The sequence below is a fragment of the Ralstonia chuxiongensis genome (genome assembly GCF_024158925.1).
Taxonomy (GTDB): Bacteria; Pseudomonadota; Gammaproteobacteria; order Burkholderiales; family Burkholderiaceae; genus Ralstonia; species Ralstonia chuxiongensis.
Window position 1 is genome coordinate 561,000 of sequence record NZ_JAMYWC010000002.1, and the last position, 19,174, is coordinate 580,173.

At 65.9% G+C, this 19,174-nt stretch carries 18 protein-coding genes; 10 read left to right on the plus strand and 8 right to left on the minus strand.

Features of this window, described 5'->3' with window-relative positions; all coding sequences use genetic code 11:
* Nucleotide 1 precedes the first annotated feature (1 nt).
* Nucleotides 2–1,186, plus strand: coding sequence for a patatin-like phospholipase family protein (locus tag NKG59_RS07255; RefSeq protein ID WP_253536117.1), 1,185 nt, complete (start codon nucleotides 2–4; stop codon nucleotides 1,184–1,186).
* Here the strand turns inward: NKG59_RS07255 and NKG59_RS07260 are convergent, their stop codons facing one another.
* Nucleotides 1,187–1,882: a glutathione peroxidase gene (locus NKG59_RS07260; RefSeq protein WP_253536119.1), complete on the minus strand. Its 696-nt coding sequence runs from the start codon at nucleotides 1,880–1,882 to the stop codon at nucleotides 1,187–1,189.
* Between the two features lie 404 nt (nucleotides 1,883–2,286).
* Here NKG59_RS07260 and NKG59_RS07265 point away from each other — a divergent pair, with 404 nt between their 5' ends.
* Both NKG59_RS07265 and rfaE2 read left to right on the plus strand, forming a co-directional pair.
* Nucleotides 2,287–3,141 carry a ferritin gene (locus tag NKG59_RS07265; RefSeq protein ID WP_009239234.1) on the plus strand — a complete coding sequence of 285 codons (855 nt, stop codon included), beginning with the start codon at nucleotides 2,287–2,289 and terminating at the stop codon, nucleotides 3,139–3,141.
* A 74-nt stretch (nucleotides 3,142–3,215) separates the two neighbouring features.
* Entirely contained in the window at nucleotides 3,216–3,713 is a 498-nt protein-coding gene (rfaE2, locus tag NKG59_RS07270; RefSeq protein ID WP_253536121.1) for a D-glycero-beta-D-manno-heptose 1-phosphate adenylyltransferase, read from the plus strand.
* A 4-nt stretch (nucleotides 3,714–3,717) separates the two neighbouring features.
* On the opposite strand, the gene NKG59_RS07275 is transcribed toward rfaE2, so the two are convergent.
* The 3 genes from NKG59_RS07275 to NKG59_RS07285 form a co-directional block, all read right to left on the minus strand.
* On the minus strand, nucleotides 3,718–4,494 hold the full coding sequence (locus NKG59_RS07275; protein ID WP_253536123.1) for an SPOR domain-containing protein: 777 nt from the start codon (nucleotides 4,492–4,494) through the stop codon (nucleotides 3,718–3,720).
* Between the two features lie 101 nt (nucleotides 4,495–4,595).
* Complete coding sequence (locus tag NKG59_RS07280) at nucleotides 4,596–5,477, minus strand: type III pantothenate kinase (protein WP_253536125.1); 882 nt, start codon at nucleotides 5,475–5,477, stop codon at nucleotides 4,596–4,598.
* Nucleotides 5,474–6,355 (minus strand): biotin--[acetyl-CoA-carboxylase] ligase, encoded by an 882-nt coding sequence (locus NKG59_RS07285; protein ID WP_253536127.1) that lies wholly within the window; start codon nucleotides 6,353–6,355, stop codon nucleotides 5,474–5,476. Before NKG59_RS07285 ends, NKG59_RS07280 begins: the two co-directional genes overlap by 4 nt.
* Before the next feature lie 187 nt (nucleotides 6,356–6,542).
* Here NKG59_RS07285 and NKG59_RS07290 point away from each other — a divergent pair, with 187 nt between their 5' ends.
* The 5 genes from NKG59_RS07290 to NKG59_RS07310 all read left to right on the plus strand — a co-directional run bounded on the left by NKG59_RS07290 (nucleotide 6,543) and on the right by NKG59_RS07310 (nucleotide 11,492).
* Entirely contained in the window at nucleotides 6,543–7,667 is a 1,125-nt protein-coding gene (locus NKG59_RS07290) for an MlaE family ABC transporter permease (RefSeq protein WP_045202416.1), read from the plus strand.
* A complete protein-coding gene (locus tag NKG59_RS07295; RefSeq protein ID WP_045202418.1) occupies nucleotides 7,664–8,542 on the plus strand; it encodes an ABC transporter ATP-binding protein in 879 nt (292 codons plus the stop codon). The genes NKG59_RS07290 and NKG59_RS07295 overlap by 4 nt, the downstream gene beginning before the upstream one ends.
* Nucleotides 8,542–9,510: an MlaD family protein gene (locus NKG59_RS07300; RefSeq protein WP_253536129.1), complete on the plus strand. Its 969-nt coding sequence runs from the start codon at nucleotides 8,542–8,544 to the stop codon at nucleotides 9,508–9,510. Before NKG59_RS07295 ends, NKG59_RS07300 begins: the two co-directional genes overlap by 1 nt.
* 9 nt (nucleotides 9,511–9,519) lie before the next feature.
* Nucleotides 9,520–10,185, plus strand: coding sequence for an ABC-type transport auxiliary lipoprotein family protein (locus tag NKG59_RS07305; RefSeq protein WP_045202420.1), 666 nt, complete (start codon nucleotides 9,520–9,522; stop codon nucleotides 10,183–10,185).
* Between the two features lie 104 nt (nucleotides 10,186–10,289).
* Nucleotides 10,290–11,492, plus strand: a complete 1,203-nt coding sequence (locus tag NKG59_RS07310) for a VanZ family protein (protein WP_301288102.1) — start codon at nucleotides 10,290–10,292, stop codon at nucleotides 11,490–11,492.
* Here the strand turns inward: NKG59_RS07310 and NKG59_RS07315 are convergent.
* Nucleotides 11,480–12,724, minus strand: a complete 1,245-nt coding sequence (locus tag NKG59_RS07315) for a rhizoferrin export MFS transporter (RefSeq protein WP_253536133.1) — start codon at nucleotides 12,722–12,724, stop codon at nucleotides 11,480–11,482. The two genes, NKG59_RS07310 and NKG59_RS07315, sit on opposite strands and share 13 nt — an antisense overlap.
* A complete protein-coding gene (locus NKG59_RS07320; protein WP_253536135.1) occupies nucleotides 12,721–14,688 on the minus strand; it encodes an NRPS-independent rhizoferrin synthetase in 1,968 nt (655 codons plus the stop codon). Before NKG59_RS07320 ends, NKG59_RS07315 begins: the two co-directional genes overlap by 4 nt.
* 383 nt (nucleotides 14,689–15,071) lie before the next feature.
* Here NKG59_RS07320 and NKG59_RS07325 point away from each other — a divergent pair, with 383 nt between their 5' ends.
* A complete protein-coding gene (locus NKG59_RS07325; protein WP_253536137.1) occupies nucleotides 15,072–15,290 on the plus strand; it encodes a hypothetical protein in 219 nt (72 codons plus the stop codon).
* Between the two features lie 80 nt (nucleotides 15,291–15,370).
* Nucleotides 15,371–17,473, plus strand: coding sequence for a phosphocholine-specific phospholipase C (locus NKG59_RS07330; RefSeq protein ID WP_253536139.1), 2,103 nt, complete (start codon nucleotides 15,371–15,373; stop codon nucleotides 17,471–17,473).
* Nucleotides 17,474–17,652: 179 nt separating this feature from the next.
* On the opposite strand, the gene NKG59_RS07335 is transcribed toward NKG59_RS07330, so the two are convergent.
* Together NKG59_RS07335 and NKG59_RS07340 are read right to left on the minus strand one after the other, a co-directional pair.
* Entirely contained in the window at nucleotides 17,653–17,955 is a 303-nt protein-coding gene (locus NKG59_RS07335) for a hypothetical protein (RefSeq protein WP_253536140.1), read from the minus strand.
* Nucleotides 17,952–19,022, minus strand: a complete 1,071-nt coding sequence (locus NKG59_RS07340; protein ID WP_253536141.1) for a DMT family transporter — start codon at nucleotides 19,020–19,022, stop codon at nucleotides 17,952–17,954. The genes NKG59_RS07335 and NKG59_RS07340 overlap by 4 nt, the downstream gene beginning before the upstream one ends.
* Between the last annotated feature and the right edge of the window lie 152 nt (nucleotides 19,023–19,174).

Consider the following 19,174-nt stretch of genomic DNA (forward strand, 5'->3'; position numbering starts at 1 on the left):
GATGTCGCCGGACTGCACTGCGCTCTTGATGATGGGCGGCGGCGCGCGGGCCGCCTATCAGGTTGGTGTGCTGCGCGGCATCGCGGGGTTGGCGCAGGAGTATGCGCCGGGTGTGGCACGTACGCCGTTCGACGTCATTTGCGGCACGTCGGCGGGAGCGATCAACAGTCTGGGCCTCGCACGCGGTGCGCAGGATTTCACACTCGCCACCGAGGCGCTCACCCAGCTCTGGGGCAGTCTGCACGCCGATCGTGTCTATCGCACGGACGTCGGCCGCGTGGTCTCCAGCGGCGCCCGGTGGCTGACCGCACTGGCGTTCGGCTGGATGACCGGCCGCACGCCGCGCGCGCTGTTCGACAACACACCGCTGCGCGAACTGCTGGAATCGCAACACGACGGGAAGCAGGTGCAAGCCGCATTCGAGGCTGGAGCGCTGCGCGCGCTGGCCATCACCGCGCTGTCATACACCACTGGGCGCCACGTCACGTTCTATCAATCGCCGCACGTGGTGCTGCCGTGGCGGCGTTCGCAGCGGATTGCGGTGTCAGACGAGATCGGCGTGTCGCACATGCTCGCGTCGTCGAGCATCCCGTTCATCTTCCCCGCCGAGCCTGTGCCGCTCGAAGGTAATGACGAATGGTTCGGCGACGGCACGATGCGCCAGATGTCGCCACTGAGCCCGGCCATTCATTTGGGGGCGAATCGTATTCTGGTAGTGGGCGCCGCGTCGCGCTCGCAGCCGGGCTGGTACGACACGGTGCCGGCGTCCGGCTATCCGTCGCTCGCCCAGATCGCGGGGCAGGCGCTGGCGAGCATCTTTCTCGACGGGCTCTCGGCCGATATCGAACGGCTGCAGCACGTCAACGCAGTGGTGGCCCGCAACCCCGAGATTGCCGACGCGCGCGACGGCTGGCGCAAGATCGAAGTGCTGGTGATGGCGCCGTCCGAGCGCATCGAGCTGATTGCGTCGCGCCACGTGCAGCGCTTGCCGGGCACGGTGCGCGCGCTGCTCAAGCCGCTGGGCGGCACCGAGGCGCGCGGTGCGGCATTCGCCAGCTATCTGCTCTTTGAACCGGAGTTCACGCAGGAACTGATCGACCTGGGCGAGCGCGATGTAGAAGCCCGCCGCGACGAGCTGGCCGCGTTCCTGTACGGCGCGATTCCGGACACGATGCGCGCAGCCTGATCAGCGCGACGAGCGTGTCGACGGTTCAGCCAACAGCGCATCGATGCGCTTGATGAGCGCTGGGTCGCTCGGCTCGACGCTGCTCGGGAACACCGCCGCCACGCGGCCGGTGCGGTCCAGCAGATATTTGTGAAAGTTCCACTTGGGCGGCTGGCCCGTCTCCGTCGCCAGCCACGTATACAGCGGCGACGCCCCCGCGCCAACCACCGCCGTCTTCGAGAACATCGGGAATTTCACGCCGTACGTGTTGTAGCAAAAGTCGGCGATCTGCTTGCTGTTGCCGGGTTCTTGCTGAAAGTCGTTCGACGGAAACCCCAGCACCGTCAGCCCCTTGTCGCGGTACTTCGCGTACAGCGCTTCGAGCCCTTCGTACTGATGCGTGTAGCCGCAATAGCTGGCGGTGTTGACTACCAGCACGACGCGGCCGGCGTACTGGCAGAGGTCTTGCGGCGCATCATCCTGCAAACGCTTGACGCGAAAGTTCAGGCTGGCGGGGCAGGCGCCTGCGGCAGCCGGTGCTTGCGCGGTGGTTGGGGCGCTCAAAGTGGCAGCATGCCCCGTGCGCGGCAGCAGCAATGCGATGACCGCAATGGCAATCGCAATCGCGATCATCAGCAAATGATGTCGACGCAGCACCCCCGACGCATGCAGTTGCAGGCGCGGGCGTCGCCCGGAAACGGTGGCGGAAAACAACATGGCGAATCTCCAAAAGCGGACGCTCTGCCGACGGGCCGGAGTTTGTCTTTAGTCTAGGGTATAACGCCCCGGGGTCGCACCAAGTGAAATGTGCGGTATGCGTTGCGCGCCATTCGCCCCACGAATTGCAGCGCTTCCTATACTGGAAACCTTGCCGGGCGGTGCCCGGTCCGACACAAAAGACGACGGCCAGCGTGCTGTCGATCACATCGCGGTGTACCGCGAGACAACGCGCGGCCGCATCGCGCGTCAGGGGGTCGCCAAGCCACGTTGCGGTTGTGGCGCCGGCAGGCCTGTTGTCACGAGGAAACGGGCAGACACAGAACTTTGCTCCGGCAACCCTGAAAATCGGGGGTTGGTCAAGCATGTCTGCTAGAATCCGCCTGCAAATTCAAAGGCTTACCATGCTCTATCCCGAATTGTTCAAGTCGTTGGAAGCGGTCCGCTGGAATATGGAAAAGGATATTCCGTGGGATACGTTCGATGCGTCGCTGTTGACCGACGCGCAAGCGCAGACCATCAAGATGAATGCCATCACCGAGTGGTCAGCCCTGCCTGCCACCGAGATGTTCCTGCGTGACAATCGCCACGATTCCGATTTTTCGGCGTTCATGAGCGTGTGGTTCTTTGAAGAGCAGAAGCACTCGCTGGTGCTGATGGAATATCTGCGCCGCTTCCGCCCCGAACTCGTACCGACCGAAGAAGAGCTGCACAACGTGCGCTTCGAGTTCGATCCGGCCCCGCCGCTGGAAACGCTGATGCTGCACTTCTGCGGCGAGATCCGCCTGAACCACTGGTATCGCCGTGCCTCTGAATGGCACACCGAGCCGGTCATCAAGGCGATCTACAAGCATCTGTCGCAGGACGAAGCCCGCCACGGCGGCGCCTACCTGCGCTACATGAAGAAATACCTGGGCCAGTTTGGCGACAGCGCGCGCAGCGCATTCGCCAAGATCGGTGTGCTGATGGCTTCGGCGCGCCGCACCGAAAAGCCGCTTCACCCGACCAATCTGCACGTGAACAAGGCGTTGTTCCCGCAAGACACGGTGCAGTCGCGCCTGCCGAACCCGGACTGGCTGGAGCACTGGCTGGACGAGCAGATCAAGTTCGACGCCGGCTGGGAAAAGAAGGTCATCGAGCGCATCCTGCACAACATGGGTCTGCTGTTCGAGCGTACCTTCGAAACCGTGCAAGACCTGAACCGCTACCGCAAGGAACTCAACGCACGTCTGCTCGGCTCGGCCGAACAAGCCGCCTGATCCTTGCCACTGGCAGTGAGCGGCCCATCGATTCGATGGGCCGTTTTGTTTTCCACCTCGATTTCGCTTTCGCCATGACCGCTCGCCAGCCTGCGCCCGCCTTTGAACAGAAGATCTGCGACTCCGCCGACGTGGAGGCCCGCGTGCGCGCCTTGCCGCGCCCAGTGGTCTTCACCAACGGCGTGTTCGACATCCTGCATCGTGGGCACGCTACGTATCTGGCGCAGGCACGTGCGCTAGGCGCTTCGCTGGTGGTGGGCGTAAACACCGATGCCTCGGTACGGATGCTGGGCAAGGGTGACGACCGCCCGCTCAACACGCAGGACGATCGCCTAGCCGTGCTGGCTGCGCTGGAAGCGGTGAGTCTGGTGGTGTTGTTTGCCGAGCGCACCCCGGTCGAACTCATCCAGCGCGTGCGTCCCGACATCTACGTCAAGGGCGGCGACTATGACATCGATGCGCTGGAAGAAACGCGTGTCGTGCGCAGCTGGGGCGGTACGGCCCTGGCGATTCCGTTCGAGCATGACCGCTCGACGACGGCGCTGCTCAAGCGCGTGCGCGCGTCGTCCTGAACGCTTAGCGCGATGCCGTGACCGCCGCGCAAGCGTGCAGGTCTTCGGCGCCCAGCGTTTTCTTCAGCGCGGCCAGTTGGGCTGCGACGCCCGAAGCCGCATCGGCGGTGGTGCTCACGCGTAGCGAGGTCTGCGCGCCGAGCCGGTGCGTTTGCGTGACCACGGCGGTGCGCACGTCCTTGGCGCGCAGTTCATCCAGACGCTGCTGCGCGCGCTCCTTGTCGCGGAACAGGCCAAGCGATACCACAAACGTATTGCCTTCTTGCACGATGGCTGAATCCGCCACGTTGCGGCGTTTGAGTTCGGCGACCTTGCGATCGGCGTCGTCGCGCGTGTCGCGGGCCGGCATGTGGACCCACCAGCGGTTGTCTTCCTGACGCGTGATGCGCTCAACCTGCACGCCCGCCAGTTGCTTGAGCTGATCGATGCCGCGCGTGGCCTGTGCTTCTGTCAGGCCGCCGAGTTCGGTGCAAGTGCCGCCGCTGTCAGCGGTGGTCAGAGCCGTACGCTCGATGTTCGCCTGCGGGCCCGATGCGGCGGGCGAGGAAGCCGACGGCGGCGAGTCCGGCGCCGATTTCGGTACGGCGGTGGCCGGTGCAGAAGCGGGTGCCGGTTCGAGAATACGGATTGCTTCGGTCCGGATTTGGCGGCGCATGCGATCGGGTTCGCGCTCGCTCTCGAACCAGGCCTTGGACACTTCGGGCCCGAATACGCCGGTATTGGCCGCGAGCAGAACGCCATTGACGAGCAGCAGGAGCAGCAGGGCGAGGCGAAGCGTCATGGTGCGAACGGACGTGGATTCGGATGGTGGCTCGGAATGCAGGAACACAGCAGCAACAACGGTAAGACGTCAGACGAAAACTGCAGCCCGGCCGACCGAGGCTACGCCAACGTCGCGGCGCCTTCCCGGCTCGCGCGCGCCAGCACCTGAAGGCCGAGCAGCACGAGATTATCGTGCATCTGGAACGGCATGCGCAGATGCGGCCCCAACGCGGCGCGTGCTCCGCCGCTCAGCACGCAGCGTGCCGGGCCGGGGTATTGCTTCTGCAGTGCCATCCACGTCTGCGCAATTGCACCCGCCTGGGCGATAACACAGCCCAGCGCGATGGCGTCCTGCGTATTGTCGGCCCAGGGCGGCGCAACGACGTCGCCGGCACTCAGGTAGCTGACATCGACTTCGGGCAACTGCGCCGTGTTGCGTGACAGCGCGCGCATCATCAACGTGAGGCCGGGAAGGATCAGGCCGCCGGCAAACAGGCCATCGGGCGTGACGATGTCGAGGGTCGTGGCGGTGCCTGCCGTCACGAGCAGCAGGGCCGTGTCGGGCCACAAGTGGCGGGCGCCGACCGCGCCCACCCATCGGTCGGTGCCAAGCTGCGTGGGGTCGCGATACCCGTTGCGCAGGCCGGCGGTGGCATCTTCCGATGCCGCAATGCGCACGCGTGCCCCGTCGAACACGCGGGCGATGCGCGCGGTGAGTGCATCGCGCAGTGCCGGGCCGGCCACCGCGCTGATCCACACCTCGGGTGGGGCAACGCCGGAGGCGTGGCAATCGCGCCAGTCTTCCACCAGTTCCGCCAATCGATCATGCGCGCGGGCGCCGGCATGCTGCCAGGGCGTGCCGCCCGGTTCTTCGGGCAGGGCGAGTTCGGCATCGGCACCACCGGCAATCCACGCCCACTTGATGCGCGTGTTTCCCGCGTCGATCAGCAATAGCGGACGGGCGGGGGCGGCGTGCGCGGCAGAGACCTTCAGGCGCGTCATGGCTGTTCTGCCTCTGCGCTGCGCAAGGAAACCTCGCCGCTGTGGATCCACTGCACACGTCCGCCCGATTCAATCGCCAGGCGGCCTTGTGCATCGATGCCATGCGCCACGCCTTCGAGCACCATGGTGCCGTCCTGCCACAGGCGCACCCGCTCGCCGGCAAAGGCATCGCGGGCGGCAAACGGCGCAACGAACGGCGCCAAGCCCTGTGCGCCGAAGCGCTGCAGGTGTTCACCCAGCGACGTGAGCAGCGCCGAAAACACGGCATTCGGTTCCGGCGCATCCACCAGTTCTTCCACGCCCGACAAGCCGCGGCCCAGCCTGGCTTCCAGCACGCGCGGCCGTTCCAGGTTCAGGCCGATGCCGATGACGGCCCAGGTCCGGCCCGGCTCTGTCCGCACGGTCTCGACCAGGATGCCGGCCAGCTTGCGCCCGGCAATTTGCACATCGTTGGGCCATTTCAGTGCGAGCGCCTGTCCGCTCCCGCCCCGGGCTTCCGCGTACCCAGCCACGGCATCGGCCACGGCCACACCCACGGCCAGGCTCAGGCCGCCGAGCTGCGCGGGCTCGCCCGCAAAGGCACAGGCGATGGAGAAGGTCAGGCCGTGGTCGCCACCCCACGGGCGGCCTTGGCGACCGCGCCCGGCGGTCTGGCGCTGCGCGGCCAGCACGCGCGCGCCCAGCAGCGGAGCGGCGCCGGCTGGGGCGGGAATCGTCGTGTTGGCAGGCCAGGCGGCATCACGCACCGCGGCCATCAGATCGGCGCTGGTGGAGCCGGTGGTCTCAACTACATCGACAGGCCAGCCGGCAGCCGGGCCACTGGGCTGGATGCGCTCGCGCGCAAGGCGCCACCGCGCGGAGGGTTCGGCAAGAGACATAAAAAACGGGCGATCAAGTTCGCGCTAAGAAATGCGCGCATTGTACGAGCGGCCATCCAAACAGGGGCGCGGCGCTTGCTTCAAGCGACGAAAAGGCCTCACAGTGTGGCAGCCAGTGTGACAGCGTTTGGCGGCGCCTTGGCTACAATTCGACCGATATCCGGCATCACCGCTTACGGAGAACCGTTTGATCACCAGCCGTACACCGCAGCTTGAGGTGCGCGTTGTCGATGGACGCTCTGTCGCCTTTCTCTCCGGCGACTGGACCACGCTCGCGCTGGCCGAGCGCGCCGGCGTGCGTAGCGCGCGCCAGCAGATCCGCGCCGGGCTGGACAACGCCAACGCTTGGTGCCTGACCGAAGTTGGTCGTATCGACCACTTTGGCGCGCAACTGCTCTGGCGCGCCTGGGGCAACCAGTGGCCCGAACATCTGGATGCCCGTCCCGACCAGCGCCGCATGCTCGATCGCGTGGCCAAGCTCGACCCCGGCGGCTGGAGGCAGCGCTTGGCGCCGCGCATGAACCCGGTGGCGATCCTCGGCGAGGGCATGCTCGATTTTTTCGATCACGCCCGTAACGGCATCGCCATGGTCGGTCAATTGATGTTCGACTTCGGCAGGTTCGTGCGCGCACCACATCGCGGGCCATGGCGCGAGATCTCCGCCAACATCTACAGCACGGGCTACAAGGCGCTGGGCATTACGGCGCTGGTAGGCTTCCTGATCGGCATCGTGCTGAGCTATCTGTCGGCCAACCAATTACGCGTGTTCGGGGCCAGCATCTTCATCGTCAACATTTTGGGGATGGCCATCATTCGCGAGCTTGGGCCTGTGCTGGCTGCGATTCTGGTGGCAGGGCGATCCGGCTCGGCCATCACCGCGCAGATCGGCGTGATGCGGGTGACCGAAGAGCTGGATGCGATGCGCGTGATGGGCATCTCTCACGGCTTTCGGCTGATTCTGCCCAAGGTGATTGCGCTGGCGATTGCCATGCCGCTGCTCGTGGCGTGGACGGATCTGCTGGCGCTGGCGGGCGGCATTCTTGCGGCCAAGTTCCAGCTCGATATCAGCCCGACGTATTTCATCACCTCGCTGCCCGATGCGGTGCCGGTGGCCAACCTGTGGCTCGGCATCGGCAAGGGCGTGGTGTTCGGCATGCTGATTGCGCTGGTGGCGTGCCACTTTGGTTTGCGCATCCAGCCCAACACGCAAAGCCTGGGCGAGGGCACGACTACGTCCGTGGTGGTGTCGATCACCATCGTCATTCTCGCGGATGCCGTGTTCGCCATTCTCTTCAAGGACGTCGGGATATGACGCGCCCCCGCCATCCGCATATCGAGCACGCCGGGGCGCCGCCGGCGATCACGCCCGCGCGCGAACGCGTGATCGAGGTGCGCAGCGTCACCAAGCGCTACGGCAAGGTGACCGTGCTCGACAACATCGATCTGGACGTGTTTCGCGGCGAGGTGCTTTCCGTCGTCGGCGGCTCGGGCAGCGGCAAGACGACGCTGCTGCGCCAGGTGGTGGGGCTGGAGAAACCCACCTCGGGCACGATCCACATCTTTGGCGAAGAGCTGACCTGCCAGGTCGGCAACGATCTGCAGTCGATGCGCAACCGCTGGGGCATGCAGTTCCAGCACGGCGCGCTGTTCTCTGCGCTGTCCGTGATCGACAACGTGGCGTTGCCGATGCGCGAATTGCGCACATTGCCCGACGCGTTCGTCCAGCGCGTGGCGATGCTCAAGCTGCAGATGGTGGGGCTCAAATCGACCGATGCCGACAAGATGCCGTCGGACCTGTCGGGCGGCATGATCAAGCGCGTGGCGCTGGCCCGGGCGTTGGCTCTGGAGCCGGAACTGGTGTTTCTTGACGAGCCGACCGCCGGGCTGGACCCGCGCGCGTCGGACGATTACGTTGCGCTCATCCGCGAGTTGCGCCAGGAGCTGGGCCTGACCGTGGTGATGGTGACGCACGATCTCGACACCCTGGTAGCGCTGTCCGACCGCATTGCCGTGCTGGCGGATCGCAAAGTGGTGGCGGCCAAGCCGCTGGAGCAGATCATTCAGATCGATCATCCGTTCATCAAGGAGTACTTCCTGGGTGAGCGGGGCAAACGGGCCCTGATGGCGCTGGGCCCGCAGATGACGGAGGCGGTGGCTGCAGCCTCGCTTTCGACGCAGGAGGATTGATGGAAAACAAGGCCCACGCATTCCTGGCCGGGCTGTTCACGATCGGGCTGGTCATCTTCATCGGGCTGGCCGTCATGTGGTTCAACCGCGACCAGACCGTTCGCGTGCCGTACGACGTGGTCACGCGTTCCACCGTCAACGGGCTGAATCCGCAGGCTTCCGTGAAATATCGCGGCCTGGACGTCGGCAAGGTCGACAGCATCCGCTTTGACGACAAGGTGCCGGGGCAGATCGTCGTGCGCGTGCTGGTCGACAAGGATGCGCCCATCACCACCACGACGTATGGCCGCTTGGCGTACCAAGGTGTGACGGGTCTGGCCTACGTCCAGCTCGACGACCGCGGCTTCGACAACAGCCAGCACGCGCCCAGCCCGGTGCGACTGGCCACATCCCAGAAGGACCCCGCTCGCATTCGCATGGACGCCGGCTTCCTCGACGAACTGGACAAGCGCGGCGACCAGATGCTCTCCAAGCTCGATCAGACGCTGAACTCGCTGTCGATCATGTTTGACGACGAGCACCGCCAGCAGGTCACGGCGTCGCTGCAATCGTTCCAGAAGACGATGGACGCTTACAGTGCGCTCGCGCAGCAGGCTGAGCCGACCATGCGCCGTCTGCCCAAGATTGCCGACAACCTCGATTCCACGCTGGTGGCCACGCGCAAGCTCACGCAATCGCTGTCCGACCCGAAGGGGCCGTTGATGACGACGCTTTCCGGCGCCGGGACCGATCTGACGGCGGCTACGCAATCGATGCAATCCGCCGCCAATGTGCTGACCTACGAAACGCTGCCGCAGCTCAACGGCTTTGCGCGTGAGGCTCGCCAGGCCGTGCGCGGCTTCGACCATGCCGTGACGGACTTCAACGCCCGGCCGCAGAGCGTGCTGTTTGGCCCCGCGCCCGGCGTGCCCGGCCCCGGCGAGACCGGCTTCACCGCGCCCGCCGCCCGCGCTGCGGCCCAGCCCTGAGGAGATTCCATGCCGATGTTGTCTGCTGTGTTCCGCCGCTCGCACGTGCTGCCTGCTTTGATGGCGCTGTCGCTTCTGGCAGCTTGCTCCAGCGCGCCCGTGGCGCCCGCCGCGCTGTATGACTTTGGGCTCGCGCCGGCCGCCAGCGCGGGCGCACGCCTGCCCACCGCCTTGCGCGTGGCCGACGTGGCCGGCCCCGGCTGGATGGACGGCAATGCCATCTACTACCGCCTCGCCTATGCGCAAAGCCAGCGCACCGACGCGTACGCCAACAGCCGCTGGGTGGAATCGCCCGTGAGCCTGTTCGACGCGCGTTTGCGCAATGCGGCGGCCGCGCGCGGCCATGTGGTGGGCTATCCCACGCCCGATGTGCCGAGCCTGCGTATCGAGCTGGTCGACTTTTCACAGGTGTTCGACAGGCCCGAAACCAGCCGGGGCGTGGTGCGCCTGCGGGCAACGGTGTCGCTGGCGCGGGGGGTGATCGACCAGCGCGTGGTGCAGGCCGATGCGCCTGCGCCCAGCCCTGACGCTGCGGGTGGGGTGACGGCGCTCACGCAGGCGTCCGACAAGGCCATCGGCGAGGTGCTCGACTGGGTGGCGGGTTTGCCGCTGGCGGCGTCAACCTCTGCCGTGCCTGCAACGCCCGGCGCTGCATTTGGCACGCGCCGGCGCTGATACCTCAGCCTCTCCACCGGATGGAGGAACCATCCGTGATGAGCGGCATCGGACGCTATCATGGGCGGTTTCTTCCGGGCATGTCCGCTCCTCCTTCTAGATAGCTGCTTCTTCCGGTGACGGACTTCCACTCGCAACCCGCCGTACCCACTCCGCATCGCCACTCGCCGCTTGCACGCGCCGGGCTGGGGTGGTTCGTGCTGTTGGTCGTCTACGCAAGCCTGTATCCGTTTGCCGGCTGGACAGACGCCGGCGTCTCGCCGTTTGCCTTCCTGAGCGCACCGCTGCCGCGCTACAACACCGGCTTCGACATGCTCACCAACGTGTGGGGCTACATGCCACTGGGCATGCTGACGGTGCTGGCGCTGCATCCGCGCATCACGGGCTGGCGTGCGGTGTTGCTGGCGCTCCTGGCGGGGTTGCTGCTCTCGGGCGCCATGGAAGCGATCCAGACTTATCTGCCAACGCGCGTTTCCTCCAACGTCGATCTGGCGACGAATACGCTGGGCGCGCTGCTGGGTGGCATCGTCATGCTGCCGTTTGCGGCGCGGCTGATCGACCGCGGCGGGCTGCGCCGCCTGCGCCGCCGCTGGTTCGAGCCGCATGCCACCTTTGCGATCCTGCTGATGCTGGCGTGGCCGTTTGCACAGATTTTTCCGCAGGAATTCCTCTTCAGCATGGGCGGGGTGATCCGCAGCATCCTGCTCGATCCATCGCCGGATGCGTTTGTCGTCAATTTCCTCAACGGCTGGTTTCCGGAGCTCTTCGACTGGCAGGACAAGCTGACGGCGCACCCGGAAGCACTGCAGCGCCAGGAACTGCTGGAAGCGCTCATCACCGCTTGCAGCTGGATCGGCACGGGGCTGCTGGCCAGCGTGGCCATGCGCCGGGGGGCGCCCATGCTGCGGCTGTTGGCTGCGCTGCTGGCCGGCGCGCTGCTGGTGAAGGCGGGGGCGACACTGCTGCAGTTTCCGCTGGGCGGCGCGTGGGATTGGCTCTCATCCGGCGCGCGTTTCGGGCTGGTCGTCGGCTCGCTGGTGCTGGTGCTGCTGGTGCGCCTGCCGCGCTGGCTGCGCGGCGCGCTGGCCATGGCCCTGCTGATCGCGCTGATCATCTTGTCCAACGTGCTGCCGCCGAGCCCCTATTCGTGGGTGTCGGCGCAAAGCTGGCGGCTGGGGCGGTTCGTCCATTTCAACAGCCTGTCGCAATGGATCGGCTGGCTGTGGCCGTTTCTCGGCCTCGGTTACCTCGCCTGGCGCGCCGAGCAGACGCAGCTGCAGCGGCGCGCCGGACGTCAGGCGCGTTGAGCACGCGCCGTCGCCGATGCCGCCTCTGGTGACGCCACGCGTCGCACCGCAATCAGCGCCGCCAGTGCCGCAAGGTACACCGCGGCCATGGCGACAAAGCCTGCACGCCACCCAAACAGACCGGTCGACAACCCCGCCACGCCCAGGCCGATGAGCGCGCCGCCCTTGGCTGCGCTGCTGCACAACCCCAAAGCAAAACCTTGACGATCTTCCGGGCTGGTTTCTGCCACCAGGCTGTTGAGGACCGGCAGCAGCCCGCCAAGGCACAGACCCCACGCCAGGCGCGCAGCGATGAACGCGCCTTCCCCTTGCGCAACGCCCTGCCAGAGCGCAGTAAGGCCGCAGACGGCGGTCAACGCGCAGACGCGCCCCAGCGTGACGTGCACGGGCAAGCCTGCAAAACGCTTGGCCCACCAGCGCGCAGACAACGCCAGTGTCGCGGCCGTAGCGCTGTAGGCCAGACCTGCCAGCATCACCGACCCATGCAGCGTCTCGGTGATATACGGCGCGAGAAAGCCTTGCGGCATGACGCGCGCGGCCTGCACTGCCACCATGCCAAGCAGCAGGCCGATCACCAAACCGCCCAGCGGAGCGCGACGTGCCTGGCGAGCATCGGCGTTCCGCTCGGTCTCGGATCTCGGAGCGGGCTTGATAGCGGGCAGGCAGAACATCGCCAGCGGAATGCACGCCAGGATCACGACCGCCCCCGCCGTGTTGGCCATGCGAAAGCCCATCAACCCCACAAGCCATGCGCCGACCGGTGGCGCCATGAAGCTGCCGCACGCCGTGACGGTCTGCAGATCGGCGAAGACGCGCCGGCGCATGTCGGCGGGCGCCACGCGCATGGCGTAGATTTGCGCGGCTGCCAGAAAGCCCGCCAGCCCGCCTTGCACCGTGCGCGCCAGCAGCACGCTGGCCGCCGAGTCTGCATAGACCGACCACAGCTGTGATGCCGCCAGCGCGACCAGCGCCCGCAGGATCATCGGCTTGGGCCCGACGCGGTCGGCCAGGCGGCCCCACCATGGCGCAGTGACGAGCGTGGCGGCCATCGGCGCGAAGTACGCTGCGCTCGCCACCCACGCGAACGGCACATGCGGCACCGGCGACAGCTCGCGCAGGAACAGCGGCCAGAACGGCCCCGTCATTTCCATCGCGCCCATTGAAAGGGCCTGGATGACGAGGAGCCACCGGATGGCCCCCCGCCACGCGTCCACAGTCGTTGCCGGGTTCATGCGCGAGCTGCTGCGGCCAGCGGATTGGGCAGCGCGGCATGCATGTCGTCAGACTGGTCGCGCAGACGCATGCGGACGAACGTCTTGAACGTCCATGGCGCTTCGAGCAGCGCGTGGCGCTCGCGCGTCCAGGTGTCGGCATCCAGCGCTGGGCGGTTGGCTTCGAACACGGCGTGCATGGCGTCATGCCACTGGCGTAGCCCGACGACGCTACCGTGCTCGGGAAACAGCGCCAGCGCCAGTTCACCGATATGGCACAGCAGGAAGGCGTGGATCAGCTTCTTGCGCGGGATGTCCCGATCGGGATACGTGGTGTGGCCGGCACGGAACGGCTCGATCGAGAAGCCTTGTGACTGCAGCGTCGGCAGCGCGATCTTCACGTCGCCAAAGTCGCGCACAACCAGCCGCACCGGCATGCCGGCCGCGTCGATGACGACGAAGGTGTTCTGCTGATGCGCCTCCAGAGCAATGCCGTAACGCAGATAGAGGCCGACGATGGCCGGAATGGCTATGCGCAGGTACGCGTCGAAGAAACGCGCGGCCCGCTCGGCGCGCGTGCCGTCGGCTTGGCGCGCCAACACGGTGTCGAGCAGCATGGGTGCGTCTGCGTGCGCCATGTCGGCGGTGAAGTCCGGCGTGAAGAGGGCGCCGACCGGCAGCAGCCGCGCGTTGCCGGCAATGCGCGTGGTGGGGTTGTCGCGCACGATCATCGACAGATGCCGGGCGCGATCGTCATCCGTGCCAGCCACGTGGATGCCATGGCGCTCCGGCACGATTGACAGGACGCTCGCCAATTCTGCATCGGTCGCGAGAATGCGTTCCAGCAGGGCGCTCACGCGCGGCCCCATCACTGCCGATTTGGGCGATACGGTGCGCTCAACGCTGGTCAGCCGCATGCTGACCGGCAGCTTGAGCATCGGGCCGCCCGGCGCGTCGGTCGCGGCCACGGTGCGGAATGACATTGTCGGGCGGGCGGCAATGCTGATGTCCGGCAGGTTGATCAATTCGCCGGCGGCGAATTCAGCGGTGAAGGTCTCGCCGAGCGTCGTGTCGCGCTGCCAAGGGTGAACGGGCAGCGGCAGCCACGCTTCGGGCGCGAGCTGGCGTGCCAGCAAGGCTTTGCGAAACGCCGCCATGGCTTGGGGGAAGGTCGCTGCGAACCAGTTGGCGTACGGCTGCACACCGTCCATCGTGGTGACCTGCAGGCGATGCGCCGCGACGGCCACCAAGCCGATGGGCACCTGAGCCTCGAACTCTGGTGAGAGCGCGATGACCTGTTCAGGAGCAAGCCCCAGCCGCGTCTTGTAGGCCGGATGCCATGGGTGGCCACCGGTGCCCCACTGCTCGGTACGCGCCAGGGCGTGCGGCGTGCCATCGCCGCAGAGCAGGGCCAGCGCGTCCTGCGATGCCGCAACGCGATGCTCGGCGGCTAGACGCTCACCCCAGACCAGTCGATAGGCCTGGCACAGCGTGTCGTTATCCTGGCTGTTGTCCAGTTCCGTCGCGAGCCGGGCGATGGCGGCCAGGCGGTGGGCGTCGGTGGCATCGCCAATGTCCAGCATGGGCGTGAGCCAGTGGAGCAGGGCGGATGGACGTTCAATGGGCGTCGGCGGGCGGTCGTGCGCCAGCACAGCGACGTCGCCCGTCAATGTCCAGCTGCCGAGCGCGCCCGGCCGCAAGCCGGTGAAGCGCAACAGCACGCGCTGCTGCCAGATCGGCAGCAACGTCACATCGGCGCGGGTATCGGCGATGAGCTGGTCTGCGTTGAGCAGCGCTTCACGAAACAGCGCCTGGAGCAGGCGCGACAGCACTCGCCGCCGTGCCAGTTGTTGTGCCGCTGACCAATGCTCGGCCTGCACGCCAACTTCGAGCAGCGCGGGAATGGATTCAAGACGGAAGTTGCCGGCCGCGGCGGCAGCGGATGCGGTTTGGGTCTTGGCGGCGGTATCGGATCGACGTTGCACGAGGGCTCCTACGGGACATGAGCGTGTGCAGGCGAGCGGGGCTTGGCCCTGCAACACAGGGGGTCCAGATGTAGGGGCCGCTTCAGAGACAGGCGGGAATGCAACGCCCTCCCTGAGGGGCTGCAAGGGAGGCTCGTTCTTCTAGGTATGTGCGCCACGCAAACAGCCTGGTCGGCTGCGCGGTGGCGCCATTTGGTGCGCTGCAGTGTAGATGAGAATGATTCGCACTTGCAACACTATTCCATCAATGTGCGAGATCGGGTGACGGAGCCGACGCGTGCCGTCTTCACGTAACCGACATGAATCCTTTCTACCTTAGCGCGTGGTGAGTAGACGGCGCGCGCAGCACAGTCGGACTCGCCGATGTCATCTGGAGGTCATCTGTGTCTGCCAACCGAAATGCCAGCGCTTCACGCCGCGTGCCTGCGTTTGTGGCCGGTGCTGCCGCGCTGTTCGCGCTCGTGTTGAACGGTTGCGATGCTTCTGACCCACATGTGCCTGCCGTGGTGCGCGCGCCGGCTTCCGCGCCGCCCGCCTCGCCGCCGCACGCGGTTGCCTCGCAAAACGGCTTGGCACCGCCTGTGATTCATACCGTCGACTGACTTTGTTCGTTGCGTTCAGTCAGTCGCTGCCCCGTGTTGTTCCCCCCACCCCCCAAATACACAGACATCAGGACGAGAACATGACCTCCAACAGTCGCCGTGGTTTTCTCCGTTCCGCTGCCCAGTTGGCTGCTGCATCCGCAGCCATGGGCGCGGTGCCCGAAGGCATTCGCAAGGCGCTGGCGATTCCCGCTCATAACGCGCACCGCAATATCGAAGACGTGCAGCACATCGTGATCCTCATGCAGGAAAACCGCTCGTTCGACCATTACTTCGGCACGCTCAAGGGCGTGCGCGGGTACGGCGATACGCGCACCGTCACGCTGCCGACCGGCAAGAGCGTGTGGCACCAACCGCTCGCCGGCGGCGTGGGCGAAGTGCTGCCGTTCCGCCCGAGCGCGCCGGATCTGGGCTTGCAGTTCCTGCAAGACCTGCCGCACGGCTGGAACGACACGCACCTTGCCGTCAACGGCGGGCGTTACGACGGCTGGGTCCCGCACAAGGGCACCACGACGATGGCGTATCTCACGCGCCAGGACATTCCGTTCCACTACGCGCTGGCCGATGCCTTCACCATCTGCGACGCCTATCACTGCGCCACGCCCACGTCGACCGACCCGAACCGCTACTACATGTGGACGGGCTACGTCGGCAACGACAACGTCGGCGGCGGTCCTGTGATCGACAACGCAGAAGCCGGCTACGGCTGGTCGACGTATCCGGAAGTGCTTGAGGCTGCCGGCATCTCGTGGAAGATCTACCAGGACATCGGCACCGGGCTCGACGCCGCAGGCTCCTGGGGCTGGACGAGCGACGCCTACATCGGTAACTACGGCGACAACTCGCTGCTGTACTTCAAGCAATACCAGAACGCGCAGCCCGGTAACCCGCTCTACGACAAGGCGCGCACCGGCACCAACGCCTCGGCGGGCGACGGCTACTTCGACATCCTCAAGCGTGATGTGCAGAACGGCACGTTGCCGCAGGTGTCATGGATTGCCGCGCCCGAGGCTTTCTCGGAGCACCCGAACTGGCCGGCCAACTACGGCGCTTGGTACATCGATCAGGTCTTGCAGGTCCTGACCTCCAACCCCGAGGTGTGGAGCAAGACCGCGGTGTTCATCACCTACGACGAGAACGACGGTTTCTTCGATCACCTCGTCCCGCCGTTCGCATCGTCGGGCAGCAATGGGCTGTCGACGGTCGACACCACGGGCGAATACTTCCCGGGCAACAGCACGTACGGAGCCGGCAGCTACGGCCTGGGCCAGCGCGTGCCGATGCTCGTGGTGTCGCCGTGGTCAAAGGGCGGCTACGTGTGCTCGGAAACGTTCGACCACACGTCGATCATTCGTTTCATTGAGCAGCGCTTCAAGCGCACGCACCGCGTGAAGTCGCCGAACATCTCGAAGTGGCGTCGCGCCGTGTGCGGTGATCTGACGTCCGCGTTCAACTTCGCCACGCCCAACGAGGTGGTACCCGCATTGCCGAGCACCGCCGCCTACGTGCCGAAGGACAAGCTGCGCCACGCCAGCTACGTGCCGCTGCCGCCGCTGGTTCAGGCCGTACCGAAGCAGGAAGCCGGTGTGCGCCCGTCGCGCGCCCTGCCGTACGAACTGTTCGTGCGCGGCCGCCAGGATGAAGCCGCCGGCAAGTTCCAGCTGGAATTCGTGAACACCGGGGACGTGGGTGCAGCTTTCCTCGTCTACGCCGCCGGCAGCTCCGAGGCGCCGCGCACTTACACAATAGAAGCGGGCAAGCGCTTGTCGGACAAGCTGGCCGTGAGCGCGGGCGGCGCCTACGACTTCACGGTGCACGGCCCGAATGGCTTCCTGCGCCGCTTTGCCGGCAAGCTCGCGCTGTCGGGCCTGCTGCGTCCGCATGGCCATGCGTTGGAAGTGAAGGAAGGTTATGACGTGGCCAACGGCAACCTGCAACTGCGCCTCATCAACCACGGCCGTGCGCCCACCGTCTTCACAATCAAAAGCGCTTACACGGGCGAGAGCGTGCAGCGCGAAGTGCGCGGCGGTGACGATGCGTCGGTGTACCTGGACCTGCGCAGCCAGCACGCTTGGTACGACTTGACCGTCACGGCCAGCACCGATGCCGGCTTCGAGCGTCGCCTTGCCGGTCACGTTGAGACAGGCCGCGTCAGCGCGTCTGATCCGGCGCTGAGCGCATAAGCGGTACCCACGCAAAAACGGCCCGCCGGCGTGGTCTGCCGGCGGGCCGCTTTTTTTTCCGACGCTTCTGCGTCAGAGCTGCTTCGTGTACGTGCGTGCTTGATACAGCGCCAGCGCGCTCAGCCCGACGATCACCACGATCGCCAGCACATCGGCAAACGGATAGCCCCAATATTGCGTCATTGCGTTGTCTCCTTCGGTTCGATGTCGAGCAGGCCGGTATCGGCCATGCGTTGACGGCCAAACTCGGTGATGGCGTAGCGGAAGTGCACCTTGCCGTTGGCTTCGTCCAGCGTGTCTTCAGCCGTTTGCACCAGGCCGCCGGAGTAGAGATCCGCGAGGATGGCGCGAATGCTGCCCGTCCAGTATTCGTCTTCGGGTTTGCTGTATTCAATGCAGGTGCGATGGGCGATTTCGCTGTCCCACAGCGTGTCGTTGCCCGCGAGCAGTTGCAGAATGTAGCCCTTCATGTGCAGCTTCATGCGTGCGTCTCCGTGGTTGCAGGTGCCGGACCGCCGCGGATCACTTCCAGGTTTTCGGAGCTTTCCGACACCATCACGAAGCCGCCGAAGATCACCAGCGCCAGCCCAATCAGGAAGTACCACTCCGGAAACTGCAGCGTGAAAATGGCGGTGAAGAGAGTGGCGAACATCGCGTAGAACGCGCCCAGCGCCTGACCACGCCCCACGCCGATCAGCGGGAATGACTTGTACCAGGCCACCGCGCAGAACGAGAAGGTGACGCCGCCCACTACCAGCCACAGCAGCGCCTTGCTGTGGACAATGCCCGAGGCAATCTCCGTAACCGGCACAGGCACATGCGCAAACAGCGCGATGGCCGGCAGGATGAAGACGACCCAATAGATAGCTTCGGCGGTGTAACGGATGGAGACCCCGCAGTCAGGGTCGGTCACGTCCATGGCGCGGCCCACGATCGCGCCTTCCAGGCCCCAGCCGATCGCCGCCATGGCGCCGCCCAGGTAGCCGATCCACTGATTGCCGCCGCTGTGCGATTCGGCCATCAGTGCCGGCGCGTAGATCGCCACGCCGCCCAGGATGATGATGGCGATGCCCACCGCCGCCCGCGCGCTGATGCGCTCGTTGTACCAAAGCTTGGCGACCGTCGCGCCCACCACCGGATACAGCAGCCCGGCCACTGCCGCGAACACGGCGCCGACATAGCCCATCGCCAGATAGGAGCCGAAGTTGGCCATCAGTCCGCCGACGACTGCCGCAATGAAGTACCAGCGCGAGATCTTACGGAACTGGCCGATGGTGCGGAAGTAATCGCCCAGCTTGCCGAGGGAGCCGAGCCACACCCACTGGAAGAGCGTCACCATGACGCTATGGAACGCCGTGATGACGGCCGCGCAGACAAGGAAGACGCGCGGATCGGAAAGGTCCATCGTGGCAAACGGAGATTCATGCCAGACGGCCGTGCCCGGCACATACCAGGCGCCCCAGAGGATGGCCGCCCATAGCGCCCAGCGGTAGCCCCATTGCAGCGTGCGTCGATGATGTGCCGCGCGGGCGGAGGAGGAAGAGGCCAAAACGATCTCCTTGTTCTGTAGGCGCCAGGTGCAGAGAAAACACGTGTGGCGCCTTAGTTACTGGAGGTTAATAAATTAACTGTTAGTTCTTTGGAGTCTATGCCGGCCCTCCAGGCGTGCCGGAAAAAGTCGCAATGATTGACGGGATTGTC